Genomic DNA, 26,604 nt, shown 5'->3' on the forward strand with positions numbered 1-26,604 from the left:
AGATGAGCGTACATGGTAGGAATCAAAGAGATTGCAAAAAAAGCGGGGGTATCGATTTCAACTGTTTCTTATGCATTAAATGGCAGTCCAAAAGTTACTGAAGCAACTCGAGCAAGAATCCAAGCGATTGCAGAGGAATTGGACTATATTCCTAACATGGCTGCTCGTACGTTAAAAAGGCAACAAACCAATATTATCGGTGTATATCTTGCTGATTATGGTGGTAGTTTTTATGGTGAACTATTGGATGGCATAAAAAAAGGACTGGAAGCCCAGAACTATGAAATGATTGTTTGCAGTGGGAATAAATCACATTTGTTTATTCCCGAGCGAATGATTGATGGTGCAATTATTTTAGACTGGACGTTCAAAAACAAAGAAATTGAACAATATGCAGATCGAGGTCATTTTTTAGTGATTTTAGATCGTTTGATTACTCATGAAAATGTGCGTAAAGTTTTATTAGATAATAAAGGTGGCGCAACGTTAGCCATTGAAAAAGCTGTGGCCAGTCAAACGCAAAAAATATTTTTAGTTTCTGGTCCCCAAAAAAGCTATGATAGTCAGGAACGATTAAATGCCAGTATCAAAGAATTAGAACGCTTTTCAATTGACTATGATATTATTTCAGGAGATTTTACAGAACCTTCTGGTTATCGGGCAGCTAAGGAAATCATGGGAAGTGAGCCTAAGTTTCCTGTAGATATTTTTGCGTTGAATGATGAAATGGCAATCGGCATTTATAAATATTTTGAAGAAACACCGTATGAAATTGGCAAGGATATTCGTTTGGTCGGTTTTGATAATATTGATATCAGTGCATTTATTCAGCCGCGATTAGCGACGATTTCATATTCTAAACATCGTTGGGGTATGTTGGCTGCTGAAAAAATCATTCAATTGATTACGGGAGAAGAAACGGAAGATGACCATATTTATACAAGTTTTATTGATGGGTCTTCATTTTCTTGAGTAGGCAAAGAATAGATCAATAGAATAATTGTGAAAGGTGTGATAAGGCGATTTTCAGTCTTGTCACACCTTTTTATAAAATGAGGTTGAAAAAGAACAATGGGAAGATACTCTGATTGAAGCAAGACAACTAGTCGAAATGGTGCAGTTAACATCACAAGTTCTACAGCAATTATCTGGAACGTATAACAATATCTTGAATAATAACTTGAATGACACGATGAAAATTTTGACAGTACTGTCGATTTTATTAACGATTCCAACAATCGTAACTGGTTTTTTCGGGATGAATATGCCTTTACCACTGGAACATAATATTTTAGGATGGGTGATTGCAATTGGAATAAGTTTGCTTGGTTGGATTGGCTTATCTTTTATATTGCGTCTTATATTAAAATAAGAGATTAAAAATATAATTGTTACGTTACTCTGAACTAAGAAAATTGTATTTTTTAGTGCTGGAAATAATTCCAGCACTTTTTTTTCAGTAAAGATTAATTTTTTTGATGTTTCATATAATGTCCGACTACAAAGATTATTGAGAGAAAACCCTTGACTTATAGTGCACTCTAATTGATATAGTTTGGATACATAAACAATTAGAAAGGATTGATTAATTATGAAAGAAAGACAACTTGGTAAAAACGGATTAGTTACTTCAGAAATTGGATTTGGCTGCATGGGACTGAATTATCATCGAGGACCTGCTAAAGATAAGAATGAAATGATTGAAGTAGTGCGTACAGCAATCGATGCAGGGATCAAAATGTTTGATACAGCAGAGGTTTATGGGCCTTATACAAATGAAGAATTAGTTGGGGAAGCATTGGCTGGAAAAAGAAATCAAGTTCAAATTGCAACCAAAGGTGGATTTAAAATCGACGGACTAAAAAATCAACCAGATAGCAGCTCTAAAGCGATTATATCTGCTGTAGAAGGCTCGCTAAAACGGTTGAAAACGGATTATATCGATTTATACTATATTCACCGAATTGATCCAAATACACCAATCGAAGAGGTCGCTCTAACGATCCAAAAGCTCAAACAGGAAGGTAAAATTTTGCATTGGGGTGTATCTGAAGCTGGGGCCGAAACGATTCGAAAAGCTCACAAGGTAGAACCGTTAGCAGCAGTTGAAAGTGAATATTCTATTTGGTGGCGGGAAGTTGAAGAAGAAGTTTTACCAGTTTTGGAAGAGCTGGAAATCGGTTTAGTTTCATATAGTCCATTAGGGAGAGGATATCTCACAGGAAAGTTAAATAAAAATACCCGTTTTAATGAAAATGACAATCGAGGAGAATTACCGAGATTTACTCAAGAAGCCATGAGAGCGAATCAAGTATTGCTTGATTTTATGCAGGAAATTGCTGATACGAAAAATATCACAACTGCTCAACTTGCGATTGCTTGGATACTTGATCAAGAACCGTGGATTGTTCCAATTCCAGGAACTACTAAAAAGGAACGGATTTTAGAAAATGTTACAGCAACTGATACAACGTTTAGCCCAGACGAAAGAGTCATAATTTCGAAAGCATTAGAGCAAATTCGTATTGTCGGTGATCGATATCCAGAATCTGAAAAAAAACGTACCGGACGCTAAAAAGTGTAGCTATAGTTAGAGTGCTCTTAAAAATTGGTGGCGTTAATAAAATACTATACGTTTTATTAATGCCACCAAAAAAAATTTTGTTACTGGACAAGAGCTAGCTAGACAATTTTGTTATGAGATGTTTTATTGATGTATAGATTGTATGGTAATCTTCATCTGTGGGTACTTCATTGATATAAAGGATATTTTCTGCCTTGAACTGTCTAGTTAATTCAGGTGTTTTACTGGTGGTAACTACTATTTTAAGATCAGCAATTGAATCAACAAAATCAGCGAGTGAGGTATGGATAGAAATATTCAAATAGGCTCTTAGTCTGCCATCTAATGTTTTCTTTATGATATTTTCAGTAAAAATACCAAATTCTGTGTCTAAAAGTATATCTACAGTAGGTTCAAAATAACTTAAATCTTTTAACTGACTGAAAATTAACATGTATTGATTTAAAATATAGTTATTACTAACGATGTTATATAAGCCAAATTTCTCTGATAAATGAAAAGCTATAATGTTCATATTCTTTTTTAACATTGGGAACTCTTCGAAATAATGATTATTTTCAGTGTCGCTCCATGTAGGGTATAGCAAGGCATTTACATGTGCAGAATAGACACTAGATTCAATATTCTTTTGATCGTCGAGAGAAAGGTTAAGATAGTTAGCTGAAAGATAATAGGAAAATTCTGAAGAAATTCTTGAAAGAAAAGTATTGTTCAATTTAGCATTTTTAATAAAATGCCTTCCTAGCTCAGTATTCATAAATCTAGGGTAACTAAATAAACGTAAGAAAAAAAATTCTATTTCTTTTTTTGAAAGTGTAGATTTAAGTTTATCTAAATGAAACTTTTCACTTATGTATTCAGCCTCATCTCTTAAATAATAAGGGATATCTACTTCATAACCATTTCTATACCTAATGATTTGTATTGATAATGAATACATAGTTTGTTTAATATTAATATTATTGACATTTTTTATATAGGATTCATTTTTTTTGGATTTAACAATGTCAGATATTAAGTCTTCATCTATCTCATCAAATGGCCACACTTCACCATGAAATAATTGCCAGAAAACTTTATTTGCATATAATCGTGTATTTTTTTCATCACCAATCAGATAATTGAATCCTTTATTCGATTTTATTATTAACTTGTATGCCGAAATCTGTTTAGTTATAGTTGCAATAGATCTTCTATAAGTAGCCTCACTAATAAAATTATCTTGAACAAACTTTATTCTGTTGACCTTGTAACCCAACAATAATCGCAAGAATAGTTTTATACTCCAATTTTCAAAAATAAGATTTCTTTTAAATTGCTTGTAATATAAAATATCTGAATATTCTAAAAAAAGCATGTTATTTTCACTTGTTCTAATAGAAACTTCATGACCAGGATACATCAAATCAGAGTTGATTTCTTTAATGTATTTTGTCACGGTTGTAGAAGATAAATCAAGATGTTGGCTAAGCTCAATTGTAGTTCTACCTTCAGTTGAATTAAGTAAACAATCCATAATATCAATTTTGGTTTTTAGAACACTATCGTACAATTCATCTAAGTAATATATAAGTAGCCCTCCCTTTTTATTTCCACCAACTGATTCTACTATAAAATCAAATACATCACAAACTAGCCACTCGATAAAATGTATTAAAAGATTGGAAGTTATACATGGAGTTATTATTTTTAGTACAAAGTGAAAAATCAGTTGATACCACTTTTAAAAAAATTGTGTATTAAAAGAACACTTTAATATCGGAAAAAAATCAATATTTTTGATATTTTATAATAAAAATTGAGCAATTATTGTTATAAAATTATGTGATAATTTGAAAGAGAAAAATAATGAAAAGATTAGATGAGGAGGAGACAAAAGGTAAATAGGGTAGAAGAACATACATATTTTTATTAGATATATTGCTATTTAACTTGTTAATTATTTATTAAAGAACGTTAAAATTATAGCCTCAATGTAACGGAATCAAAAAAAATTCATATGCAGATAAATGAGCAGTAATCACTGTTTATACATTTATAGACCCACTAATATACTAGGAAATTGTGTTTTAAATAAAGAAGGGCGAATAAATAAGATTTGAGGTAGTATTCAGATGGAAAAATCGGTTGAAAAGTCTAATCAAAATAAAATACGTATGCAGTTTTCTTTAATTATAACAGGTACGTATCAGTAAATATTGATGATCTTTGGACACATAACGAGGTTTTTAACTAAAATAAATCTGAATTTATATAATCTATTACTACAACTGATGTATATCAAAATTATTTTCTTATTCAGACCATGTTCAGTCTGATATTTGGGATACTATTGATATTTTTTGCATTTCAGTATTTAAATTTACAAGTTATATTAGTTATTTTCAAACAGGTTTTTGTATAAAAAAATACTAAGGAAAATTGAGCCTTAGTAGTAAGTCAAATTTATTTGAATAAATAATTTATATAGTTATCTTTATTCTTTGAAAATAAGGAAGTCAGTTAAATAAGACATTTCGTTTATATATTTATGATAATGGATGAAAGATTAATAGTCAATGTGATATTACGTTGATTTCTATCATTTTTTTAGATGTTTTATTAAAAAAATGATAGAAATAACAGTTTTTTAAAATAATAACAACGAAATGACTTATTTGTACATTAAATTGGCGATTTTAAAAATAAGCCGTCAAAATTAGCGTCAAAATAATTATCAGATAGGGTGAGATTCTATGGCTAAAAAAGGTGAAAATATATATAAAAGAAAAGATGGACGTTGGGAAGGTCGCTATATAAAATATCGGAAACCCAGCGGGAAAATCCAATATGGATATATATATGGAAAAAAATATAAAGATGTAAAGGAACGTTTAGTACATTTGAAAGCCACTCAGGCTGAAAGCAGAAAACACAGTATCGTTCCGGATAGTCTTTTTTTAGAATGGTTTGAATCTTGGATGAATAAAAGTTTAAAAAAGAAAGTTAAGCCAACTACCTTTTCAGTCTACTCAAATATGGCACAGAACTACTTGATTCCTTATTTTGGAAAAATAAGAATTCGACAATTGAATAAGCAAAAAATACAAACATTTGTGAACATACTGGAAGAACAAAACCTTTCTTCTGGTTATATTCGAAACGTTTTTAACCTTCTACAAAAGGGGTTGAAAGAAGCTGAAAGGCTAGGCTTTATTGATCAAGATTTATTAAAATATGTGAAATTACCAAAAATGAAAATGAAGCCAGTCCACGCATTGTCATTAAATGAGCAAAAAAATTTGGAACGAGCTGCTTTAAAATTGGACGAGTGCTCTGCCATTATATTGGCTCTTTATTCTGGAATGAGAATTGGTGAAATTAGTGGTTTGAAATGGTCGGATATTGATTTTGAGCAAGAAGTTATTTATGTAAAAAGAACAGTATATAGAATTTCAGACATAAAAGAAAATAACAAAAAGACTATTTTGATTGAAGGAAGTCCGAAAACAGAAAGTTCAAAACGAGCAATTCCAATGTCAAAAAACTTACAAAATTATTTAATAGAAAAAAAAGAGAAATCAGATTGTGATTATGTAATATCGTCTAATGGAAATTGTGTAGAGCCTAGAACGATTAATTATCGTTTTAAGAAGCTTTTAAAAGATGCAGATATAAAAGATATTCATTTCCATTCTTTAAGACATACTTTCGCTACAAGATGCTTAGAGCAGGGAGCTGATATAGCGAGTTTAAGTCGATTACTTGGACATAATTCGGCTAAGTTAACATTAGATACATATACTGATTCAATGTTCGAAAATCGGCGTGCGGTTATTTCAGCAGTTGATTTGCTATGGTGTTCGGTTGAAAGTAAAACGTAAACAATTAAATAATAAAGAGCTGAAAACAGAATGGAGAATGACTATTTTATAGTGTTCTCCATTTTGTTTTTTCTATATAAGCCGTCTTAATAACCGTCAAAAAAAAATACACCATGAATTTTAGACTATTTTTTCGTCTGTTTCTTTATTTTCAAAGAATAAGGAAAAATAATGCTAACTATATTATAACGAAAAATCATAAACTTAAAAACAATAATGCTTGAAAAAGTAATGAGAAATGAAACGTTTAAACGGAAATTATAAAAAATATAAACGGAGGTAGGAAAATGTATAACTTGTGTTATATAAAAGTGGCTACTTTTGATTTGGATCCATATTTAAAAGCGCTAAAAAAAGAATGTCAAATCTCTGAAATCAATGAGACGCTTATTTATTCACAAACAAATGATATAGATGGAATTTTGATCTTTAATGAAGATCCAGCGAAGTTTTCAGAAGTATGTGATTTAATCTTAAAAATTAAAAGACAGATAAATTGTCTGATTTGGACCATATCAAAAGAAAAAAATACTATTTCGAATATTGTCTATCTACAGTTAGGGGTCAATGGCAATTTTTGTGAGCAAGAGTCAATAGATGAATATCGATTAATTGTCTTAAATGCATTGAAGAACCGTAATTACTTTAAAAAAAAATCAGAAAAAAATTCTTTGCTAGTTTTAGATAAAAGTAATAGAGAAATAATAATAGACGGAAATAACCATGTGGGATTGACCAAACTAGAATATAAATTAATAAAACTATTGATGGAAAATCCTAATAGAACACTCACGTATAAAGAACTTTACGAGAGTATCTGGAATAAACCATTCAAACAATCAACATATCGAGTTTCTAACTTAATTTTTCATTTAAGATCAAAAATTGAAACAGATAAAATGCATCCTAAATATATCAAAACAATTCGTTCTAAAGGGTATCGATTTGTCGAATAGTTTTCGCTTCACAATAAAGTCATTATGAATGGAGGAGACTTTTGGAAAAACAAAAAAAAGTATTGAAAAAGGCACGTTCTTTGAAAAAGAATGATACGGCTGAACATATTGAAGTTGAACAAAAAATGAGGAAGAAACGTGTGAAAAAAAATAGTACAGCAAAAAAATCCAAGCAGAAAGCTAAACAAAATAGAGGTCAAATGAGTGACTCAGTTATAAAGCGAAATAGAAAAAAGAAAATAAATCGAGAAAAAATCAAGAAAAAAAGAAGAAAACGGATCTTAGCAAGAGGTTGGAATCTCGTTTTTTATACGTTTATCTTAATCATGCTATTTGGTGCTGTAATGTTTTCATTTAATGATAGTGAGAGTAAATCATTCTTTGGTTACCGATTTATGACAGTCAAAACAAATTCCATGGCTCAAAAGAAAGATCGCCCAAAACATAATGATGGATTTGAGGCTGGAGCGATGATTTTTTTAAAAAGTATTCCACCAGAAGAATTGAAAGTGGGAGATATTATCACCTACAAACCTTTTGAAGGTGAACAGGAAATCTATTTGACCCATAGGTTGATTAAAATAGATAAAGAATTAAACCAAGAAACAGGTTTATTTTTTACAACACAAGGTGATGCGAATGATAATCCAGATTCTCCAATACACTCAAATCAATATGTAGGTAAGGTAGTATTTCATATTGAGTATATAGGAAGAATTATTCAATTTATTCGAGACAATCTAATCATCGTTCTTGTTTTATTATGTGCAATATTTGCCTTTAGTTTGACGATTAAATATTATTTGAGTCTTCCAAGTGCAAAGTCTAAATCAGTATAAACTCCCTGAAATTTAGGGATTTATAAATAAAAAGAAATATAGGAGGTTTTTTCAATGAAAAAATGGAAAAACAAAAGTAAAAAACAGAAAGTGGGGTCACTAGCAGCAGCTTCGGCTGTGTTGTTGGTAGTAGCAGGTACTTTCGCCTTCACATCGTACACTGAGTGGGTTCGAAATCATATGCAATCTGCGGGGTATGAAAAAGGGGCAGTAAATATCGTCGAGGTCTTCCCACCAGGACAAGAGCTAGATGCTAATGCAACGATCCAAAAGAAAGTTGACGTTCAAAATGCATCAGGAAATGATGTTATTGTTCGTGTATCATTTGAAGAAATGTTAAGTAAACTAACTTCTGGGGAAACAACTGCTGGGAATGCCGCATATACACCTAGTAAAACTGCCTTTCCTGTGATTGTAAATCCTGATTCTCATGCATCAGGTTGGACGGAAGTTACAGGTCCTGTGACAATTCTTGATGAAAATGGTACATCTACTGCTAAACCAGCTAATTTGAAATTATTTGTTAATGGAAATAGTACAATGCTGGTAAACCAAACAAGCGGATTGAAATACTATGCTGATAAACCAGCTGATAGCAATGTAGAATTGCCAAAAGCTTTCCAAACATCGGGTCCAGAATATACAATTCCAACAATCAATGGAACAAAATGGGCAGATGCAACAGGTGCAACGGTTGAACAAAAAGTTACTGCAAAAGCTACGCTTAAAGATGGAGCAGGCGCGACTGGTACTTATGAGTTGAGTGATGTTAAATATTTCACATATGCTTCTACTTATACCGATACTGCAAATGATTGGAAAAACCCTGTTGTAAATCTTAATAGTACTAATTATCCAGGCTTTACAGGAACAGTGGGTACGATGACTCCAGCAGCTGGCTCAGCTAAAGTGTCTTCTGTAAATTCAGATATTACGTTTGATATGCCAAATGTAGTAACTACGATTCCAAGTTCAGGTCAAGGAAAATGGTTCTATAGTGATGGTTACTTCTATTATGATAAAGTACTGGCTGATGGTGCTAAAACAGAATCTTCAGTGTTAGAAAATATTAATATTGGCGCTGCAGATACCACTTGGAAATTGTCTTCATACGATTTATGGGTTGGTCTAGACTCTATTCCAGCTAGTAAAGCGGCTTTAGATATTGCTTTTGATGGCAGTCAAATTGGATCAGGTTCATCAGGCTGGAGCAACATGTCTTCTCAAGCGAAAGCTTACTTTACTGCTTTACCAGGCATGGCCGAGTAATGAAGTAACACATTCTGGGAGGAACAATTATGAAGCGAATTCATGCTATCATCATTTTAGTCGCAGGACTAATCATATTCACTGGATTCGGACTTTCCGCAAATGCTGCGGAGAGTCTTCCTCCTGGATTAGTTATTGCAGATGAAAATGGAATCCACGCGAATGAAAAAGGTAAATATTTTATTGAACACAATGAAATTAAACCTGAACTAACATTTGAGAGAGCTATTATGATTAGTAACTATGGTATAGAAGAAAAACCATATCGCCTATCTTTAAGATTTTCTGAAGGTGATGACAATCATTCAAGTTTTAAAGAAGGAAAAATAGATTTGAATAGAGCAATTTCTGTCACCATGACAATGAGTGGTAAAACGTTATACGCTGGTGATCTAATTGGAAATGGATTACCAGATGCAAAAAATACAGCTATTGATTTGGGAACTTTTAGACCAGGGCAAACAGAAACCTTGAACATTAATTTTTCTGTAAGAAATGATAGTGACGACGATTGGAGTGAAATAAGTCAATCCGACTTTTATTGGGTATTCTATGCGAGTGAAGATACTAAATTGCAACCAGACCCTAAGCCGTCCAAACCTTTTGGAATATTCCCTCAAACGGGTGAAGATCTAAGGAATGTTCTTTTAGGATTTATCTTAGGTCTACTTTTTATAAGTTTAGTAATTGTTGTTACGATAAAAAGGAATAGAAATAGGCGTCGTTAAAGAACACACGGTCGAATCTTATCTGATCTTTTGAATTTTACAAGTATTGTAAAAATTGAATTTCAGAGAAAGGAAGTGAAACATTGAAGAATAGAAAAAAAAGATTTTTTTATAAAAAAGGGTTGAGATTAAATCAAAATAAACTTTTCTTCGGTAGTTTTGCGCTATTATTTTCCTTTGTATTAGTTGTCGGAGCGACTTTAGCATGGACCAGTTATGCTGAGTGGACAAAAAACCACACCCAATCAGAAGGAACAGAGAAGCGTTTAGAAGTCAAAGTTGAAGAAGATTTTGATCCTAATTGGATACCAAACATAGAAACAAAAAAAGAAGTGAACATAATCAACACTGGTGAAATAGATGCCCAGATAAGAGTATCCTTAAAAGAAGTACTATTACAATTCAAAATGACCTATGAAGTTTATCCACGAGCCGAATATGCTAAAGATAGCTACGATTATGGTGACCTATACGAAGCAGGAAAAGGTTCAGCGACGATAGAGAAAAGTAATAGTCAGACATGGATTGTAGGACAAAAGTACAAATCTTTAGATGAAAAAAAACAAGAGCATTATTATGAAGGACGTAAGAGAATTCCAACTAGTGGTACAACAGAAATAGGATTTAATGGAGGAAATAGAGAGACTGAAATGTCAAAATGGATTCGCATTAATTTTGGACCCTATGTTCAGTCAAATCAAAGTGGTGGAGGGGAGTATTGGTATTATAAAAATGGATACTTTTACTATTCTACTATACTTAATCCAGGAGAAAAAACAAAAACACCATTGTTGAGAAGCTTAACATTATCAAATGAAACGCCTAACTATTTTAAAGGTTCTCTTTATGATTTGATAATTAAAGTAGAAGGACTATCAAAAAATGATTCGTGGTAATAAGAGAGAGCACCTAAATCTGATTAACAAAATTAAAGTAGGTGAGTCAATGGATTATTTTGTTAATGTAATACAAAAAAAGAACACGAAAAAACAAAAATGTTTAGTTGCAGCTAGTAGTATTGCTTTTTTATTATTTTTTTCAGCAAGTATTGCATACGCTTTGCAGGTTAGTGAAGATCAAAAAGATAATATATTAACTGTACCTACAACACAGGTTGTACTTGATGAACAAGGTTTTGTTAGTGATCCAAATGGTAGTACAGAAAATATGTTGGCTAGCAAAAAAGCAAAAGTAACAAATACTGGCGAGACGGCAGTATTTGTTAGAGCTTTAGTCATCCCGACTTTCCAAAAAACTGAAACCGCAAACCAAGAGCGAAGTGATCTCTTAAAAGAATCTTCGATTTTGCCTGTTGTAATTGATAAATCTGCAGGGATAAATACGGTTGCAATCAACAGCCAAGGAACAAAATGGTATTTGGGAAGTGATGGCTATTATTATTATTTAGCCGTTCTTAATAAAGGTGAGTCGACAGATAATTTAATAAATGGAGTGACAAAACCGAATAACATGACGGATTTTAAAGGGTATCAATTAAATATGGATGTTAAAATTGAAGCTATTGGTGCATATAGCAAACGAGATGGACAAAAAGCGTTTGTCGATGCGTGGAATGGACCGAAAGATTTAACTGTTAAAAGTCGATTAGACGGATTAGCGAATTAAGCGATAAAGAATTGGAGGTGAAACAAAATTGAAACATCACGCTCATAAGAATCTATTTACACGCTTTTTTTTCATAAGTAAAAAGATAAAAATGACTTATTTGATGGTAATTTTAGCTCTATCTTTAGCTTCTATTTGCTTTTTCAAAAGTTCAGTTGTTTTTTCAGAAGAAACAGTGAAACAAAGTTCGACTCAAGTTTCAGAAGGTCAAAAATCCAGCAACTCAGAAAAAGAATTGGATACAAAAAAAACATCATCCTCTACTACTTCAGCGTCTACACAAGACTCAAAAGAATCTGCAAAGAAAATTACTGCTCCTGATAAAGAAAAAAAGGGAGTGGATAATCCTACTTCTTCAATCACGCAGTTTGGTATTTATGCAGGTCATTATTATGATTATATACCTGATCTATATAAGTATAATGGAGTTTCGATAACTAGACCTTCTGGATTTGAAGGAGAATGGCCTCCTTATAACAGTATTTATACAGGAGAGTATGGGACTGACTATTTTACTGGTAAGCTGGGAGATCTTGGAAATGACTGGCAATATCAGTATGTTCAAATTGCTGGTATAGGTCCTAAGACTTTGAATCCTTATTCTGAATTTAAAATGTATCGGACGATGCCGTATCAAGTTGATATGTATACAAGTAAATATTTAGGGTATAGACCTGCTGGATTTCTCTATAGACAGAAACTAGATTTAAATAAAAAACAAGTGATGGGATTTTATTACCGCAGTAGTGTTGATGGACCAGGATTTACTGCTACCTTACACAATGATACCAATTTTAAACCTTCCACAGGAAACGAATTGTCAGATCCATTAGTTGAGAGTATGTTTGGACCTATTGGCGGTGGTGGTTTTGGACTAGGGGCCTATCCTTTAACCTATATAGAAAAAAGTTATGCTAATTCAGTATCTGGATCCAGTAACACTAGTACTTGGGGATTAAGTGGCTGGAATCTGGACAACCTTAGTGCAAAAAAATATGAAACGGATTATATTGAAAATGCAGTTTCTATTGAACTAGATTTTAATGGTGGTCAAAATCCAGAAGCAAGTTTAAATGGTCCACTAGGAAGTGCCTATAATCAGTACATCTATTCTGAAGCGCCATCACGTCTTTCAGGTCATATGGCAATGATCAAACCAGAACAGTTTAAATCGGGTATTATTACGAATGTAGAGCCACAATCCAATGCGTATCATAATTACTTTTCTGCAGCAGATGGAACACCAGTAGGACCAGTTTGGGATAAAGTAATTCCTACTAAGTCAGAAGGACTTTTAAAAGGTGGACGTGCGTGGCGGTATATGGAAGTTACTTGGGATCCAGTTAAAAATGAAACGAATCCTTCTGCTCCAGTTACAGAAGGGGATTTATCAGCAACAGTATACGCTTTAGATTCTGACTTTAATCGCTCAGGTATAAATCCTCAGTTGGGAGCAGCCTCTGGAATTTCAACAATTAAATATCTTAACGTTGATAGAAGTTCTAAAGGGGTGATTGCAAGGTTTGAAAAACCAGCTAGAATCAATATCCAACAAGAGTTTAAGACTTCAGATAATACTGTGTATTTTGAAGTAACGTCTTCCACAGGTGTTGCAGGATATGGAAAGGGTGGGAGTGTTGATCAAAACCTTTTACCTACAATCATACCTGGACGTGGAACCAATAATTTGAATGATGAACCAAAAACAAATGTTAAGAAAACTGCTGATCCAGATAAAATAGTTTATAAAGAAGACACACCACCAAGTGATTTATCTCAAAAAACGAGTAAGTTTTCAATCGAATTTGAAAATGATGCATCTGATAATAAAAAAATTACTCAGTTTAATATTACAGATGATTTATCTAAAATAGCAGATAAGCCTTTTGAATACATTCCATATGATTCAAATAATAAAAGTTCAGGAACAACAATCAACATAATGAATGCAAGTGGTAATGTAAAATCAGGTTTTCCGATTAGCGGACAACAAGCTGACAATTTTTGGAAATCAAGTGTATCTACTTCTAAACTAGATCAATTCGAATGGCCATCTTATCAAGGGGGACAAAAAGGGTTTCCTTATCCTTTAAACCCAGGAGACAAAGTTATGATTGAGTTCTATGCGAAATCTGTTTATACATTTAAAACAGAAGATGGAAATCAAGTCATCAAAAAAAATGAAGCTCAAATAGATTTTGATACAGATTACGAAGGAATAAACGCAACGGGAAATACAAAATTGACCGATGCGGATGTAACCTTGCTAAAAGAAACTCAAACGGATGCCCATCTATTTTTAAGACAGGTTATGCGAACGGATGAAACCAGTGTAAAACCGATATTGGTAAAACCAACATTACCTATTCCAACGCCAGGTTATGCTCGTATCACAGCGAATAATAGCTATAATTTTTCTATGCCAATAGTCAGTTATAATTATAATATCACGGGTGTTACTTTTGGAGGACAGTACGGGTTGCCGAGCAGTTTTACAGAAGTGATTGTTCCAAGTAAAGTTGCAGGTAATGTACTATCGATGAAAGATGTATCGATCAGAGCAGTAGAACAGCCTATGTATTATCGATACGTTGGAATGAAAATAGAGGATCAACTTCCTGTGCCCCAAGGAGTCACAAATGAAAATCAAAGTATTTTACCGGATATAACGAATACTACTTGGACAGGTGATATTACGAAAACAAAATATGTAACGTTTATTTATGAACCAGTAAATAAAACATCTTTAGATTTTGAAAAACCTTTTAGTGGTTCTTTAAAGTTTAATCAAATCGGAAAAGTAAATTAATGAAATAAGTGGGGAGAATAAAATGAACTATACTCAAGGGATTGTAAAAAAAAGTGTTTTAACCGTAGCATTAGTTTCAACAGGCTTATTATTGTTTAGCAATGCAACAACTGCGAATGCTGAAGCGTCAAGTGAAATGAAGGCTAATACAAATGAACAAAGAGCAGCAAGAGTTATAGCTAATAACTTTAAACAATTTAAACAGCTAATAGAATCGGGTGAAACTGTAATCACTGTGAATGGAACCATTATTTTCACGGACGATGTTTACGTGGATGGAGATTTAGAAATTAATGGTTCCGGAAGATTAATAACAAATGGCTATGGATTAAATACAGACTATGGTAATTTTACTAAAATAGTTTTGAAAAGAATAAGTGTTACTTCTAGCGGAACAAAAAGTTTGATAGAAGATAGTTTTAATGAAACTGGTTCGATTGAACTTGATTCGGTAAACTATTCTGGCAATAAACCATTAGTAAAAGTTCCGGGAAGTGTAACATTATTTGGTAACAACAAATTAGAAATAGAATCAAGATATGATAATTTTACTATTGAAGCTGGGAGTATCAACTACCAAGGTGCACAGACAACTTCAGGACCAATAAAAGTGAACAACGGTGATTTGATTGTTAATTCAGGTGAACTAACAATTACAGGAACTTACGGATCGATGGGAATGGATCATGGAAGTATCGTTCTTAATGGAGAGCATTCAATCGTTGTGAACAATAGTGCGAAACTAAATGTAAATGGAATAGCTAATGGTGTTTATGCCCCAAAAGGAACATTATCAGTATCTGATGGAGCCAATGTAATAATCCAATCAGACGGAAGTAAAATGCGACCTGGCGTACTTTATAGCGTCCTGTCTATTCAGAATATTTCCGTACAAGGAACTGGTGTTGTAGGAAGCAATGGTAAGCTGACCGTGACTTCTCCAAATAAAACGAATGTTAGAAATATTGATTTAGGGGAATATGGCTCCATCGATATCGACAATGGAGGGTTTGATTTTAATAATCAATACTATAGATGTACACCTATTTCAATGAGAAATACAAGTATTGGGTTTCTGAATATTAATATGGATAGAGGTTTTATTGAAGGTTGGGTGAATAGAGGGAAAACGACTACTCCGACACCAACAAATCTTTGGCGACCTATTTCTAATGTAAGCTTAACCTTAGACAATCCGAATAGATCTTCAGTCATTGCTCGATCAACAATAGACTATGCTGATAACGATCAATTTAAAACACAATTCCAAATGCAAAATTACGGAAGAATAAGTAACATGCGCTTTGTTCGATAAATTTAGCACCTAAATTATAATTGAAATGCTGTTTGTTTCGCTAGATATCCAAACAATATTATCATACTGAAAATAGAGTGGCGTAACCCGCTCTATTTTTTTTTTTTGAAAAAAATGTTTGATTTCTTTTATCTAGAGTTAAACTATCTCTTTATTCGCAATGCTACATAATTAGCTTTATAATAAATAGAGGTATTATAAAACGCTAAAATGAAACATCATTTACTAGTAAAATTCATGTAGGAGAAAAAGTTTATGGAAAATCAATTCATTAAGATCAAAAATGCTACTCAAAATAATTTAAAACACGTCACAACACAAATACCAAAACATCAATTAACTGTTGTAACAGGTGTTTCTGGATCTGGAAAGTCTTCTCTAATTTTTGATACGTTAGCTGCTGAATCTAGAAGAGAACTAAATGATACTTTCCCAAGTTTCTTACAAAAATATCTACCTAAATATGGCAGACCAACCGTAGATAACATTGAAAATTTACCTGTTGCGATCGTGATCGAGCAAAAGAAATTATCTTCAAATTCTAGATCAACAGTCGGAACATATACAGATATTTATACATTTTTACGGTTACTTTTTTCAAGGGTAGGCAAACCATTTGTTGGCTATTCGGATACTTTTTCTTTCAATCATCCGGACGGTAAGTGCCCAGAATGTGATGGCATCGGCACTGTAACAACTATTGATATTCATAAATTAGTCGATTTTAATAAATCACTAAACGAGGGACCTATAGATTTTCCAACTTTCCATTCAGGCTTTTGGCGTTGGAAACGTTACGCGGACAGTGGACTATTTGATTTGGATAAAAAAATAAAAGACTATTCGAAAGAAGAGCTAGATTTATTTTTGTATGCACCGCAACAAAAATTAAAAAATCCACCAGAAAAATGGCCTCACACTGCACTTTTTGAAGGATTGATACCTAGGATGAGACGAAGTATTCTTCAATCAGACGAAGGGAAAAGGCACCAAAAACAATTAGATCGCTTCGTTACTATTGAAACGTGTCCAGCTTGTTATGGCACTCGAGTAAACGAACGAGTGAGAAGTTGTAAAATTTTTGGTAAAAGTATTGCTGATGTAGTCACCTATTCGCTTGATGAATTAACATCGTTTATAGAAAAAATCGAAGACCCATTGGCTGTAGATATTAAACCCGAAATTCAAAAGCGCTTAAAGGCATTAATGGAAATTGGTTTAAGCTATTTAACTTTGGGGAGATCGACTGGCAGTCTTTCTGGAGGGGAAGCGCAACGTATTAGAATTTCGAAATATATCAATAGCGCACTAAATGATATGATGTATATTTTAGATGAGCCAAGTGCTGGTCTTCACCCAAAAGACATCGATCGGATCAACAAAGCGTTGCTTTCTTTGAAAAATAAAGGCAATACAGTCATCTTAGTAGAACATAACCCTCAACTGATTCGCTCTGCAGACTATATTCTTGATATGGGACCTGGTGCTGGAGAAGGCGGAGGAGAACTTCAATTTGCGGGCGATTATTCTAAGTTCCTTGAAGCCAAAACCATCACAAGTGAAGCATTGCAGACAACGATACAAATAAAGAAGAAGACACGGAAACCAAAGAACTTTTTGGATATAAAAAATGTCAATCTTCATAATCTAAAAAACTTTTCCGCAAGAATACCATTAGGTGTCATGACGGTTATTTGTGGTGTTGCAGGTTCAGGTAAATCATCATTGGGTGAGGTCATCCGTCAGACTTCTATTGAAGAAAATCAAGAGATTGTAGCGATTTCACAAAAAAGCATTGGAATCAATTTGCGTTCTACTCCGTTGACGTATTTAGATATCTTCGGGAAAATCCGTGAACTATTTGCCAAAGAAAATGGTGTAAGTGCTGCTTTATTTAGCTATAATTCAAAAGGCGCTTGTCCAAGGTGTCGCGGTAAAGGTGTAATCATTTCTGATATGGCTTTTATGGAAGATATTGTGACAACGTGCGAAGTCTGTCATGGTACACGTTATGATCCAGAAGTTCTGAAGTACACATATGAAGGTAAAACGATTGTCGATGTTTTAGAAATGACAGTCAATGAGAGTGGCCAATTCTTTTCCAGTCAGCCCTTCAAAAAAGAATTATTAACATTAATGGAAGTTGGATTGGGTTATTTAAGGTTAAACCAGTCTTTAACAACACTTTCTGGAGGCGAGTTGCAACGCTTGAAATTAGCAAACCAGCTGCATAAGAAAGGAACGATTTATTTATTAGATGAACCAACGGATGGTTTACATTTAGCAGACATCAACAATTTATTGAGGCTTTTTAATCAAATGGTTGATGAAGGAAGTAGTTTGATTCTTTTAGAACATCATTTGAGTATCATCAAACAAGCTGATTGGCTCATCGAAATTGGTCCAGAAGGCGGTGCAAAAGGTGGTCAATTAATATTTAGCGGAACACCCGAAGAGCTATCAACTTCAAATGATGAAATCACAAAACCTTACTTGTAATAGAATTAACAGTGTGAAAAAAGTACAAAAGTCGAGAAAAAAAGCAGATCCTTTGAAAATTAACTGAAATTCACAAAAATTTAAAAAGCAATTTTCGTGAATTCCCTCTTATTTCTCGGAGCTAAATGCTTTTGTCTCGTCTTCTTTTTGTTTTCTTTAAGATAAAGGATTTTAGCTGGTAATAGATTTTTTGAAACACCGTTAAATCGATTCACACAAAACAACAATAATAATTTAGCCTCTTGCAGTTCAGTGACTTTTCATGGATAATAAGGAACTGAGCCTAAAAAATATTCAGACAATTAAAAGTAAAATTCAACTCACACGAAAAAAGTTTTTACTGTGTGCAAAATATTTTGATCGATAAAAATAGAAGAATGGGGAAACAATGAATAAAATAAATTTCAATACCTATCCAATAAGTGACGTAATCCTAGAAGCCATTTCAGATTTAGGCTATGAAACACCAACACCAGTCCAACAAGCAGTAATTCCAGCTGTTTTGGATAGAAAAGATGTCTTAGTTCAATCTCAAACTGGCAGCGGGAAAACGGCTAGTTTTGCTATCCCGCTTTGCGAAAAAGTCGACTGGGTCGAAAATAAACCACAAGTCCTTGTTTTAGAGCCAACAAGAGAGTTAGCTCAACAAGTGCAAGAAGATATAATCAATATCGGTCGCTATAAAAGAATAAAAGCAACGGCTGTTTACGGGAAAGCATCTTATGTAAAACAAAAATCAGAATTAAAACAAAAAAGCCATATCGTGGTTGGAACACCTGGACGGGTGTTAGACCATATCCTAAAAGGAACGCTTCCTCTTGAAAAAATTAATTGTTTGGTGATCGACGAAGCAGATGAAATGTTGAACATGGGCTTTATTGAACAAGTAAAAGAGATTATAGCGGCATTACCAGAAGCTAAAAATACTCTTCTTTTCTCTGCGACAATGCCAAAAACAATTGAAAAACTGAGTAGTGCGTATTTGCGTGAACCAGTTGTTATAAAAATCGAGGCATCAGAAAAAACAACACCGAAGATCCAACATGCTTTTTTAGATGTAACAGAGGAACATAAATTTGCTGCTTTAGAGGCAGTAACGATCGTTGAAAATCCAGATACCTGTATCATCTTTGCTAATACTCAAGAAAAAGTCAATGATACATACGATTTCTTAGTCAAATCCGGATACCCAGTCGGAAAATTACATGGTGGTATGATGCAAGAAGACCGCTTTGAAGTAATGGATGCTTTTAGAAAAGGCAAGTTTCGTTATCTCGTGGCGACAGATGTAGCAGCTCGAGGTATTGATATTGAAAATATTACTCATGTCATTAACCTTGATGTACCTTTTGAAAAAGAAAGCTACATCCACCGTGTAGGAAGAACAGGACGTGCGGGCAAAGAAGGGTATGCACTGACATTTGTTACTTCAAAAGAAGACTCTTTAAAAAAAGAAATTGAAGCTTTTAGTGAATTAACAATGACACGAATCACTTTGCCGAATGCTAAACAAGTAGCAAGAAACAAACCAGCATTTGAGAAAAAAATAACAACAAAGCAAAAACCAAAGCACCAAAAAGCCAAACGTGTAAATGAAGAAATCACAAAAGTTTATTTCAATGGCGGTAAAAAAAAGAAATTACGAGCGCTTGATTTTGTAGGAACCATTTCAAAAATAGAAGGCATTTCATCAGAAGACATAGGAATTATTACGATTCAAGAGAATGTGACTTATGTTGATATTCTAAACGGAAAAGGTCAACTAGTTATTCAAGCAATGAAAGAACGAACAATCAAAGGCAAGCAATTAAAAGTACATGTAGCAAGAAAAAAATAATATAATAAGAAACATAAATCAAGGAAGGTTGAGATATGTTTCTTTTTCTTTGCTTAAAATTGATAGAAAGTCCATTTTCTATTTATTATAATACTCTAAATTTTGTTTAAGAAGCGAAAAATAAACGCAAACAAAGTGAGTAAACGAGGTAAAATAAAAGAACACTGTTCTTTGAAAGTCTGTGTATAAAGTCAGATTTTTTAACAGAGATAAATAGAAAAACCCACTTTGGAGATAAGGTAGAATGAAAAAAATAAAAGACCTAATTAATAGTCGTAATCTTTCAACAACTAAAAATCGAAAACGAGTTGGCGTGATTGTTTTGTTTCTAGCCGTTTTGATTTTTTTACTCTTTACAATTCGATTATCCTATATTCTGATTACTGGCAAAGTTGCTGGAACGTCTCTTTCTGAAAAGACGAAAGAGCTGTATGAGGTTCATGAGACATTAGACGCAAAACGAGGATCGATTTTTGATAAAGATGGTAATGTCCTAGTCGAAGATTCGAGCGCATTTTCGTTATACGCTATTTTAGATGAAAACTATACCGATTTAGAAGGTAAAAAACTATACGTCCAAGAAAAAGATTGGGCAACAATTGCTGAAATTTTTGAAAAACATGTAAAAATAGAGAAAGAGATGACCTTGAAACAATTAAAACCGAGTGTAAATGAAGCCGGAGAGACAGTTACAACAGTTGAATTTGGTACAAATGGGAAAAATTTAAGTTTTGAAACAAAAAGAAGTATTGAAGAAGAGCTGGCAAAGCAAAAAATTTCAGGTATTTATTTTAGAGAAGAGAAAAAGCGTGCCTATCAAGTTGGTAATTTCGCTTCATATTTTATCGGTTATACCAACACAGACGACCAAGGAAATGAACATGGGGTCATGGGGATCGAAGAAGCTTATGATGAAAAGCTATCTGGTAAAAATGGCTCTCGTAGTTATGAGAAAAACTCTGCATTCGGTGATGTAAAACCAGGAAGTGTAAAAGAAAAAAAACGTGTCGATGGAAGTGATATATACACCACGTTAGATAGCAATTTACAGTTTTATCTGGAAGAGTTATTAGACGATGCTGCACAAAAATACCAACCAGAGCATATCACAGCCACTTTGATGGAAGCAAAAACGGGGAATATACTAGCAACCTCTCAACGTCCATCTTTTGAATTAGACACAAGAAAAGGGTTAGATGACCCAAACACTGCTCGTTGGAGTAATATTTTGGTAGAAGATGTTTATGAACCAGGTTCGACAATGAAAAGCATGATGGTCGCAAGTGCAATTGAAGAAAATAAGTTTAACGAAAGTGAACAGTTTCCCTCAGGAAGTATCAAAGTCGATGATGCCACAATCAATGATTGGAATAATGGTGTTGGAGAAGGAAATATGACATTTAGACAAGGTCTAGCTTGGTCAAGTAATGTCGGAATGGTGACACTTCAAGAGCGGATGCCTGATTTGTGGCAAGAGTATCTTAAGAAATTTGGTTTTGGTCAAAGCACGAATTTTGGTTTAGCTGGTGAGGCTGCTGGAGAAATACAGAATAAAACAACAGTAGACAGAGCAATGACCTCGTATGGTCAAGGAATCTCTGTTACTCACTTGCAAATGCTTCAGGCTTATACGGCAATTGCTAACGGTGGGAAAATGCTGAAACCTACTATTGTTAGTAAAGTTGTTTCTTCAAATGGGGAGGAAACAATCACTCAACCTGAAACAGTTGGAACACCAATTTCAAGTGAAACTGCGGGGAAAGTCTTGGAATATATGAAAGATGTGACAGTGGATCCTAAGTATGGTATGGGAAAAGAATATGCGATAGATGGAATAAATGTCTCAGCTAAAACAGGGACAGCAGAATTTTTTGAAAATGGTGCATATCAAAAACAAGAATATTTACATTCTGTGGTAACGATCACCCCAACTGAAGATCCTAAATATATCTTTTATATGACACTTAAAAAACCATTGTTGGAAGGTATATCGGCAAATGACATTATTTCTAATGTTTCTAATAATTTAGTCAAGCGAGCAATGGTTGCTCGTGATTAAAAATAGGCCGAGACAAAAGCTTATTTCCGAAGGAGCTGCTTTTTTCTCGCCGTTTATTCGGATTTAGAGCGCGAAACAAAACTGTTCTTTAGTTTTGTTTTGCGCTCTTTAATGTTTCCAGTAATTGCTCATCTGGCGTTACATAAATCGTTTTTTGATTTTCATAAATAACATATCCTGGTTTAGCACCATTCGGTTTATGAACATGTTTTACTTGAACATAATCAACAGGAACTTGGGCAGATAAACGATATTTAGAGTAATAGGCAGCAAGATTGGCAGCTTCCAACAAAGTTTCCTTGGAAGGATCAGTATCTTTAATGATTACATGAGAGCCAGGAATATCTTTTGCATGCAACCAAATATCCGTTTTTTTAGCCGTTCTAAGTGTGAGCTGATCATTTTGTAGATTGTTGCGGCCTACAAGAATCAGGCTACCGTCAGTTGAATAGAATTCTTCTGGTTTACTTTTCTTTGGTTGTTTCTGTTTTTTTGCACCGCGATTTTTAACATACCCTTGCTCGATCAATTCCTCACGAATCATTTGAATATCCATCGGACCTGCAATTTCCAATTGTGACAAAACAGATTCTAAATAGCCGATTTCTTGATTGGCTTGTTCGATTTGACCATGAACAACTTTCACTGCATTTTTTAGTTTTTGATATTTTTGAAAGTATTTTTGAGCATTTTGATTTGGTGTAAGGGCTGGATTTAGTTTAATTTTTAGTAAATGATCTTCTTCGTAGTAATTTGGCAATTCAACGAATTCAGCACCTTTTGGTACTTGAGCCATAAACGTTGTTAGAAGCTCACCGTCACGACGATAGTTTTCTGCATGTTCGGTGTCTGCTAATGTTTGCTGAAGTTTTACAACTTTGCTTTGGTTTCGTTTAAGCTCATTTTCAATTTTATGGATCAGCTCTCCGCCTTGTTGCTTAACGCGGTCTTTTTCAGCTTTTCCGCCATAAAATGTATCTAACAGTTTGCTAAGATTTACAAAATTTTCTTGTTTTCCTTCAAGAGATGAGAAGGGAAGGGGCGTAAAAAATTCTTTTTTCTCTGTTATTGTTAAAGTTGGTGCGAGTTCATTTTCTATAGAAGACCAAAATGACTGCCATACAAGCATTTTTTCATTAGGTCGTTCATTTAAACGAAAGGCTATCTCGTCTGCGGTGTCTTTACCTAGACCTTGAAATTGACCTTGTAAATACTTTCCATTTATTTCACTTGTTTTTGAAAGGATTTCAAAAACTTTTTCTTTACTTGCTAAAAATGGATTTTGCAGATCTTGTTTTGGTGGGTCAATGTATTCAACACCAGGCAGTAAAGAACGATAACTGTTTTGAGAGCTACCAATATGTTTGATCGCATCCAAAATTTTGCCATTTTCTTTGTTTATCAAAACGATCGTACTGTGTCTACCCATAAGTTCAACGATAAGAACGATATTTTGCAGATCACCTAGTTCATCTCTTTTGGTGAAAGTAAAGTGGATCACTCGATCATTATCGATTTGATGAATCTTTTCTAAAATGGCACCTTCAAGAAACTTTCGCAACATCATAACAAAGTTTGGCGGTGTGTCAGGATTTGCATACGCAATTTCTGTAAGTTGGACTCGAGCATAACTTGGATGAGCCGATAAAAGTAATTTATGATTTTTCCCTTTAGTACGGATAACTAAGATAATTTCATTTTCGTAAGGCTGATGAATTTTTGAAATCCGCCCTGTAGCTAAAGTCTCGGACAATTCGGAGACCATTGCATGAGTAAATACGCCATCAAATGACATAAACATCCCTCAATTCTATATACATAATAATACTATTATAACGGAGTTCTTTTTATTTATAAAGGAAGTGGGAAATAAAAGCTTGAGAATGTGAAATTGATGAATCTATTTTGTAAATGACTGCGCTTTCCTTTGTTTTTTAGTATAATGTGGGTAGATTTATTTCTCAGTTTTGCAAGCTAGTCTCTCGGGAAAAAGGGAAAGAATGCATGAAGTAAAAAACCTTAGCCATAATTTCTTATTTTTCTGTCGTGACTAACTGAGCCGCTACGCTTTTAAATTAGGGAGGAAAACGATATGGTAAAAAGATTAATCAGTGCGAGTTACAGTGAAGTAGCAAAAATGACAGCAGAAGAATTGAAACAATCGATCAAAGCGAGCGAAGGTCGAACGATTTTGTCAGAAAATGTTGTGATAGCGTCTCCTCAGGCCGGAGATATCAGTAATGCCGAGGTTGCTGCCGCATTTGGAGCAGATTTGATTTTGTTAAATGTTTTTGATTGCTTCAATCCCATCGTACAAGGGATTCCAGGTATGTCTTTTGAAGAGGTCATGAGCTATTGGCAAAATCCAGAAACAAACAAAATCAACCCAATTCCTATTTTGAAAGAGTTAGTAGGACGTCCAATTGGGGTAAATTTAGAACCAGTGGATGATTCATCAGCTATGTTTAGTGAAAAATTAACAATCAGTAATGGTCGTACAAGTTCAAAAGAGACGATTCAAAAAGCAGAGGAAATGGGTATTGACTTTATTTGTTTAACAGGAAATCCAGGAACAGGTGTAACTAACTTAGAAATTGCCAAAGCGGTTAAAATAGCAAAAGAAAATTTCTCTGGTTTGATTATCGCTGGGAAAATGCATAGTGCAGGATCAGATGAGCCAGTTGTTTCAACTGAGGCGGTTGAAGCATATGCTAAAGCAGGTGCAGATATTTTATTATTACCAGCAGTTGGAACGGTTCAAGGATTTACAGAAGAAGATATGAAAGCAGCTGTAGCAATCGCTAAAAAATATAATTTATTAACAATGTCAGCGATTGGGACGAGTCAAGAAAGTGCCAGCAAAGAAACAATTCGTCAAATCGCATTGACCAATAAAATTTGCGGAGTAGATATCCAACATATCGGTGATGCTGGCTATGGTGGACTTGCACCAGTTGAAAATATTTATGAAATGTCCGTTGCGATTCGTGGGATGCGTCATACGATTAATCGCATGGCGCGTTCAGTCAATCGATAAAATGAAAAACAAGAAGCTAAGAAAAAATAGCTTCTTGTTTTTTTAAGCATCTTGCCAAACTTGTTTTGCAGTTTCGACAACCAATCTAACTTTTGCCCATTGTTCCTCTTCTGTCAAATGATTTCCTTCTTCTGTAGAAGCAAAGCCACATTGAGGTGAAAGACACAAGTTTTCCAAAGGAATATAGGTTGAGGCTTCTGTAATTCGTTTCGTTAAACGTTCTCTTGACTCTAATTCAGGGAACTTAGAAGTAACTAATCCCAGAACAACTTTTTTAGCAGGTCCATTTTCATAGATTTGTGCTAATGGCTCAAATCCGCCAGAACGATCATCGTCATATTCTAAGAAATAGCCATCGATGTTCAACTCTGCTAAATAAGTAGCAACATGATCGTAAGGACCTGCAATCGCCCAGTCGGATTTATAATTACCGCGGCAAACATGCATTGTGATGGTTAAATCTTCAGGTAAACCTTTAAGCAATTGATTTACTACAGTAACCCCAGCCTCACATTGTTGTTGCCAGTGTTTGATTTCTTCATCGTTTTTAGCATTTTCAATGAAACCAGTATACATTCCCCAAGATGTATCATCTAGTTGAAGATAACGACAACCTAAATCATAAAATTTTAAAATTGTTTGATGATAGGCTTTAGCTAAATCGTCGATAAAGACGTTCTCATCTGTGTAACTTGCATAGGTAAAAGTATCACTTTTACGGTTAAATAGCAATGTTGGGGAAGGGATTGTTGCTTTAGCGAAGATTCCTTCTGGTGTATGCTCATTTAAAAATGTAAAAGCTTCAAAAAATGGATGATTCGGATTGAAAGTGACCTTATCTGAAATTTGATAAGAAGCAGCTCTTGTTTCCACAGCATTAAATTGATAGCCGTGTTCAGGCGTGGTTTGCTCAACACCATTTAAGCCCCAAAGAAAATCCAAATGCCACCAACTGCGACGAAATTCACCATCAGTTACTGCTTTTAAACCATTTGCAACTTGCTGATTGATCAGCTCGATGATTGCTTGATCTTCTATTATTTTTAATTCTTCAGCAGAAATTCTTTGATTTAAAAAATTTTCTCTTGCTGTTTTTAATGCTGCAGGTCGTAAAAAACTTCCCACTTGATCGTAACGAAATGGAATCTCTTTAATGGTTGTCATATTGTTGCCTCCTTTTTAT

Annotated in this window: 18 protein-coding genes and 1 pseudogene; 16 read left to right on the forward strand and 3 right to left on the reverse strand. The window is 33.9% G+C overall.

Annotation, left to right across the window (positions count from 1 at the left end; all coding sequences use genetic code 11):
- Positions 1–12 precede the first annotated feature (12 nt).
- The 3 genes and pseudogenes from I583_RS05440 to I583_RS05450 all read left to right on the forward strand — a co-directional run bounded on the left by I583_RS05440 (position 13) and on the right by I583_RS05450 (position 2,575).
- Complete coding sequence (locus tag I583_RS05440; RefSeq protein ID WP_010761520.1) at positions 13–972, forward strand: LacI family DNA-binding transcriptional regulator; 960 nt, start codon at positions 13–15, stop codon at positions 970–972.
- A 79-nt stretch (positions 973–1,051) separates the two neighbouring features.
- Positions 1,052–1,372 (forward strand): annotated as a pseudogene (locus tag I583_RS05445) (CorA family divalent cation transporter); the annotation flags it as partial.
- A 219-nt stretch (positions 1,373–1,591) separates the two neighbouring features.
- Entirely contained in the window at positions 1,592–2,575 is a 984-nt protein-coding gene (locus I583_RS05450; protein ID WP_010761518.1) for an aldo/keto reductase, read from the forward strand.
- Positions 2,576–2,678: 103 nt separating this feature from the next.
- On the opposite strand, the gene I583_RS05455 is transcribed toward I583_RS05450, so the two are convergent.
- The gene (locus tag I583_RS05455; RefSeq protein WP_010761517.1) at positions 2,679–4,100 is read right to left on the reverse strand and encodes a helix-turn-helix domain-containing protein; all 1,422 of its coding nucleotides are present in this window, start codon (positions 4,098–4,100) and stop codon (positions 2,679–2,681) included.
- 1,219 nt (positions 4,101–5,319) lie between these two features.
- On the opposite strand from I583_RS05455, the gene I583_RS05460 reads away from it, so the two are divergent.
- The 12 genes from I583_RS05460 (at position 5,320) to I583_RS05515 (ending at position 22,384) form a co-directional block, all read left to right on the forward strand.
- Positions 5,320–6,447, forward strand: coding sequence for a tyrosine-type recombinase/integrase (locus I583_RS05460; protein WP_010761516.1), 1,128 nt, complete (start codon positions 5,320–5,322; stop codon positions 6,445–6,447).
- A gap of 287 nt (positions 6,448–6,734) precedes the next feature.
- Positions 6,735–7,403 (forward strand): winged helix-turn-helix domain-containing protein, encoded by a 669-nt coding sequence (locus I583_RS05465; RefSeq protein WP_010761515.1) that lies wholly within the window; start codon positions 6,735–6,737, stop codon positions 7,401–7,403.
- Positions 7,404–7,444: 41 nt separating this feature from the next.
- Positions 7,445–8,242, forward strand: a complete 798-nt coding sequence (locus tag I583_RS05470) for a signal peptidase I (RefSeq protein ID WP_010761514.1) — start codon at positions 7,445–7,447, stop codon at positions 8,240–8,242.
- A 54-nt stretch (positions 8,243–8,296) separates the two neighbouring features.
- A complete protein-coding gene (locus I583_RS05475; RefSeq protein WP_010761513.1) occupies positions 8,297–9,511 on the forward strand; it encodes a hypothetical protein in 1,215 nt (404 codons plus the stop codon).
- Positions 9,512–9,540: 29 nt separating this feature from the next.
- Complete coding sequence (locus tag I583_RS05480) at positions 9,541–10,239, forward strand: hypothetical protein (RefSeq protein WP_010761512.1); 699 nt, start codon at positions 9,541–9,543, stop codon at positions 10,237–10,239.
- Positions 10,240–10,322: 83 nt separating this feature from the next.
- Complete coding sequence (locus tag I583_RS05485) at positions 10,323–11,135, forward strand: hypothetical protein (RefSeq protein WP_010761511.1); 813 nt, start codon at positions 10,323–10,325, stop codon at positions 11,133–11,135.
- Between the two features lie 49 nt (positions 11,136–11,184).
- Positions 11,185–11,865 carry a hypothetical protein gene (locus I583_RS05490; protein WP_143139970.1) on the forward strand — a complete coding sequence of 227 codons (681 nt, stop codon included), beginning with the start codon at positions 11,185–11,187 and terminating at the stop codon, positions 11,863–11,865.
- 91 nt (positions 11,866–11,956) lie between these two features.
- Positions 11,957–14,674 (forward strand): hypothetical protein, encoded by a 2,718-nt coding sequence (locus tag I583_RS05495; protein WP_034682682.1) that lies wholly within the window; start codon positions 11,957–11,959, stop codon positions 14,672–14,674.
- Between the two features lie 22 nt (positions 14,675–14,696).
- A complete protein-coding gene (locus tag I583_RS05500; protein ID WP_010761508.1) occupies positions 14,697–15,989 on the forward strand; it encodes a hypothetical protein in 1,293 nt (430 codons plus the stop codon).
- A gap of 255 nt (positions 15,990–16,244) precedes the next feature.
- Complete coding sequence (locus I583_RS05505) at positions 16,245–18,488, forward strand: ATP-binding cassette domain-containing protein (protein WP_010761507.1); 2,244 nt, start codon at positions 16,245–16,247, stop codon at positions 18,486–18,488.
- A 388-nt stretch (positions 18,489–18,876) separates the two neighbouring features.
- Entirely contained in the window at positions 18,877–20,325 is a 1,449-nt protein-coding gene (locus I583_RS05510) for a DEAD/DEAH box helicase (protein ID WP_010761506.1), read from the forward strand.
- A gap of 244 nt (positions 20,326–20,569) precedes the next feature.
- Positions 20,570–22,384: a penicillin-binding transpeptidase domain-containing protein gene (locus I583_RS05515; protein WP_010761505.1), complete on the forward strand. Its 1,815-nt coding sequence runs from the start codon at positions 20,570–20,572 to the stop codon at positions 22,382–22,384.
- Positions 22,385–22,472: 88 nt separating this feature from the next.
- Here I583_RS05515 and efbA read toward each other — a convergent pair whose 3' ends face one another.
- Entirely contained in the window at positions 22,473–24,179 is a 1,707-nt protein-coding gene (gene efbA / locus I583_RS05520; RefSeq protein WP_010761504.1) for a fibronectin-binding protein EfbA, read from the reverse strand.
- A 297-nt stretch (positions 24,180–24,476) separates the two neighbouring features.
- Between efbA and I583_RS05525 the strand changes: the two genes are divergently transcribed.
- On the forward strand, positions 24,477–25,421 hold the full coding sequence (locus I583_RS05525; RefSeq protein WP_010761503.1) for a DUF7916 family protein: 945 nt from the start codon (positions 24,477–24,479) through the stop codon (positions 25,419–25,421).
- 42 nt (positions 25,422–25,463) lie between these two features.
- On the opposite strand, the gene I583_RS05530 is transcribed toward I583_RS05525, so the two are convergent.
- Complete coding sequence (locus I583_RS05530; RefSeq protein WP_010761502.1) at positions 25,464–26,585, reverse strand: 5-methyltetrahydropteroyltriglutamate--homocysteine S-methyltransferase; 1,122 nt, start codon at positions 26,583–26,585, stop codon at positions 25,464–25,466.
- Between the last annotated feature and the right edge of the window lie 19 nt (positions 26,586–26,604).

Source organism: Enterococcus haemoperoxidus ATCC BAA-382 (assembly GCF_000407165.1).
Lineage (GTDB): Bacteria > Bacillota > Bacilli > Lactobacillales > Enterococcaceae > Enterococcus_L > Enterococcus_L haemoperoxidus.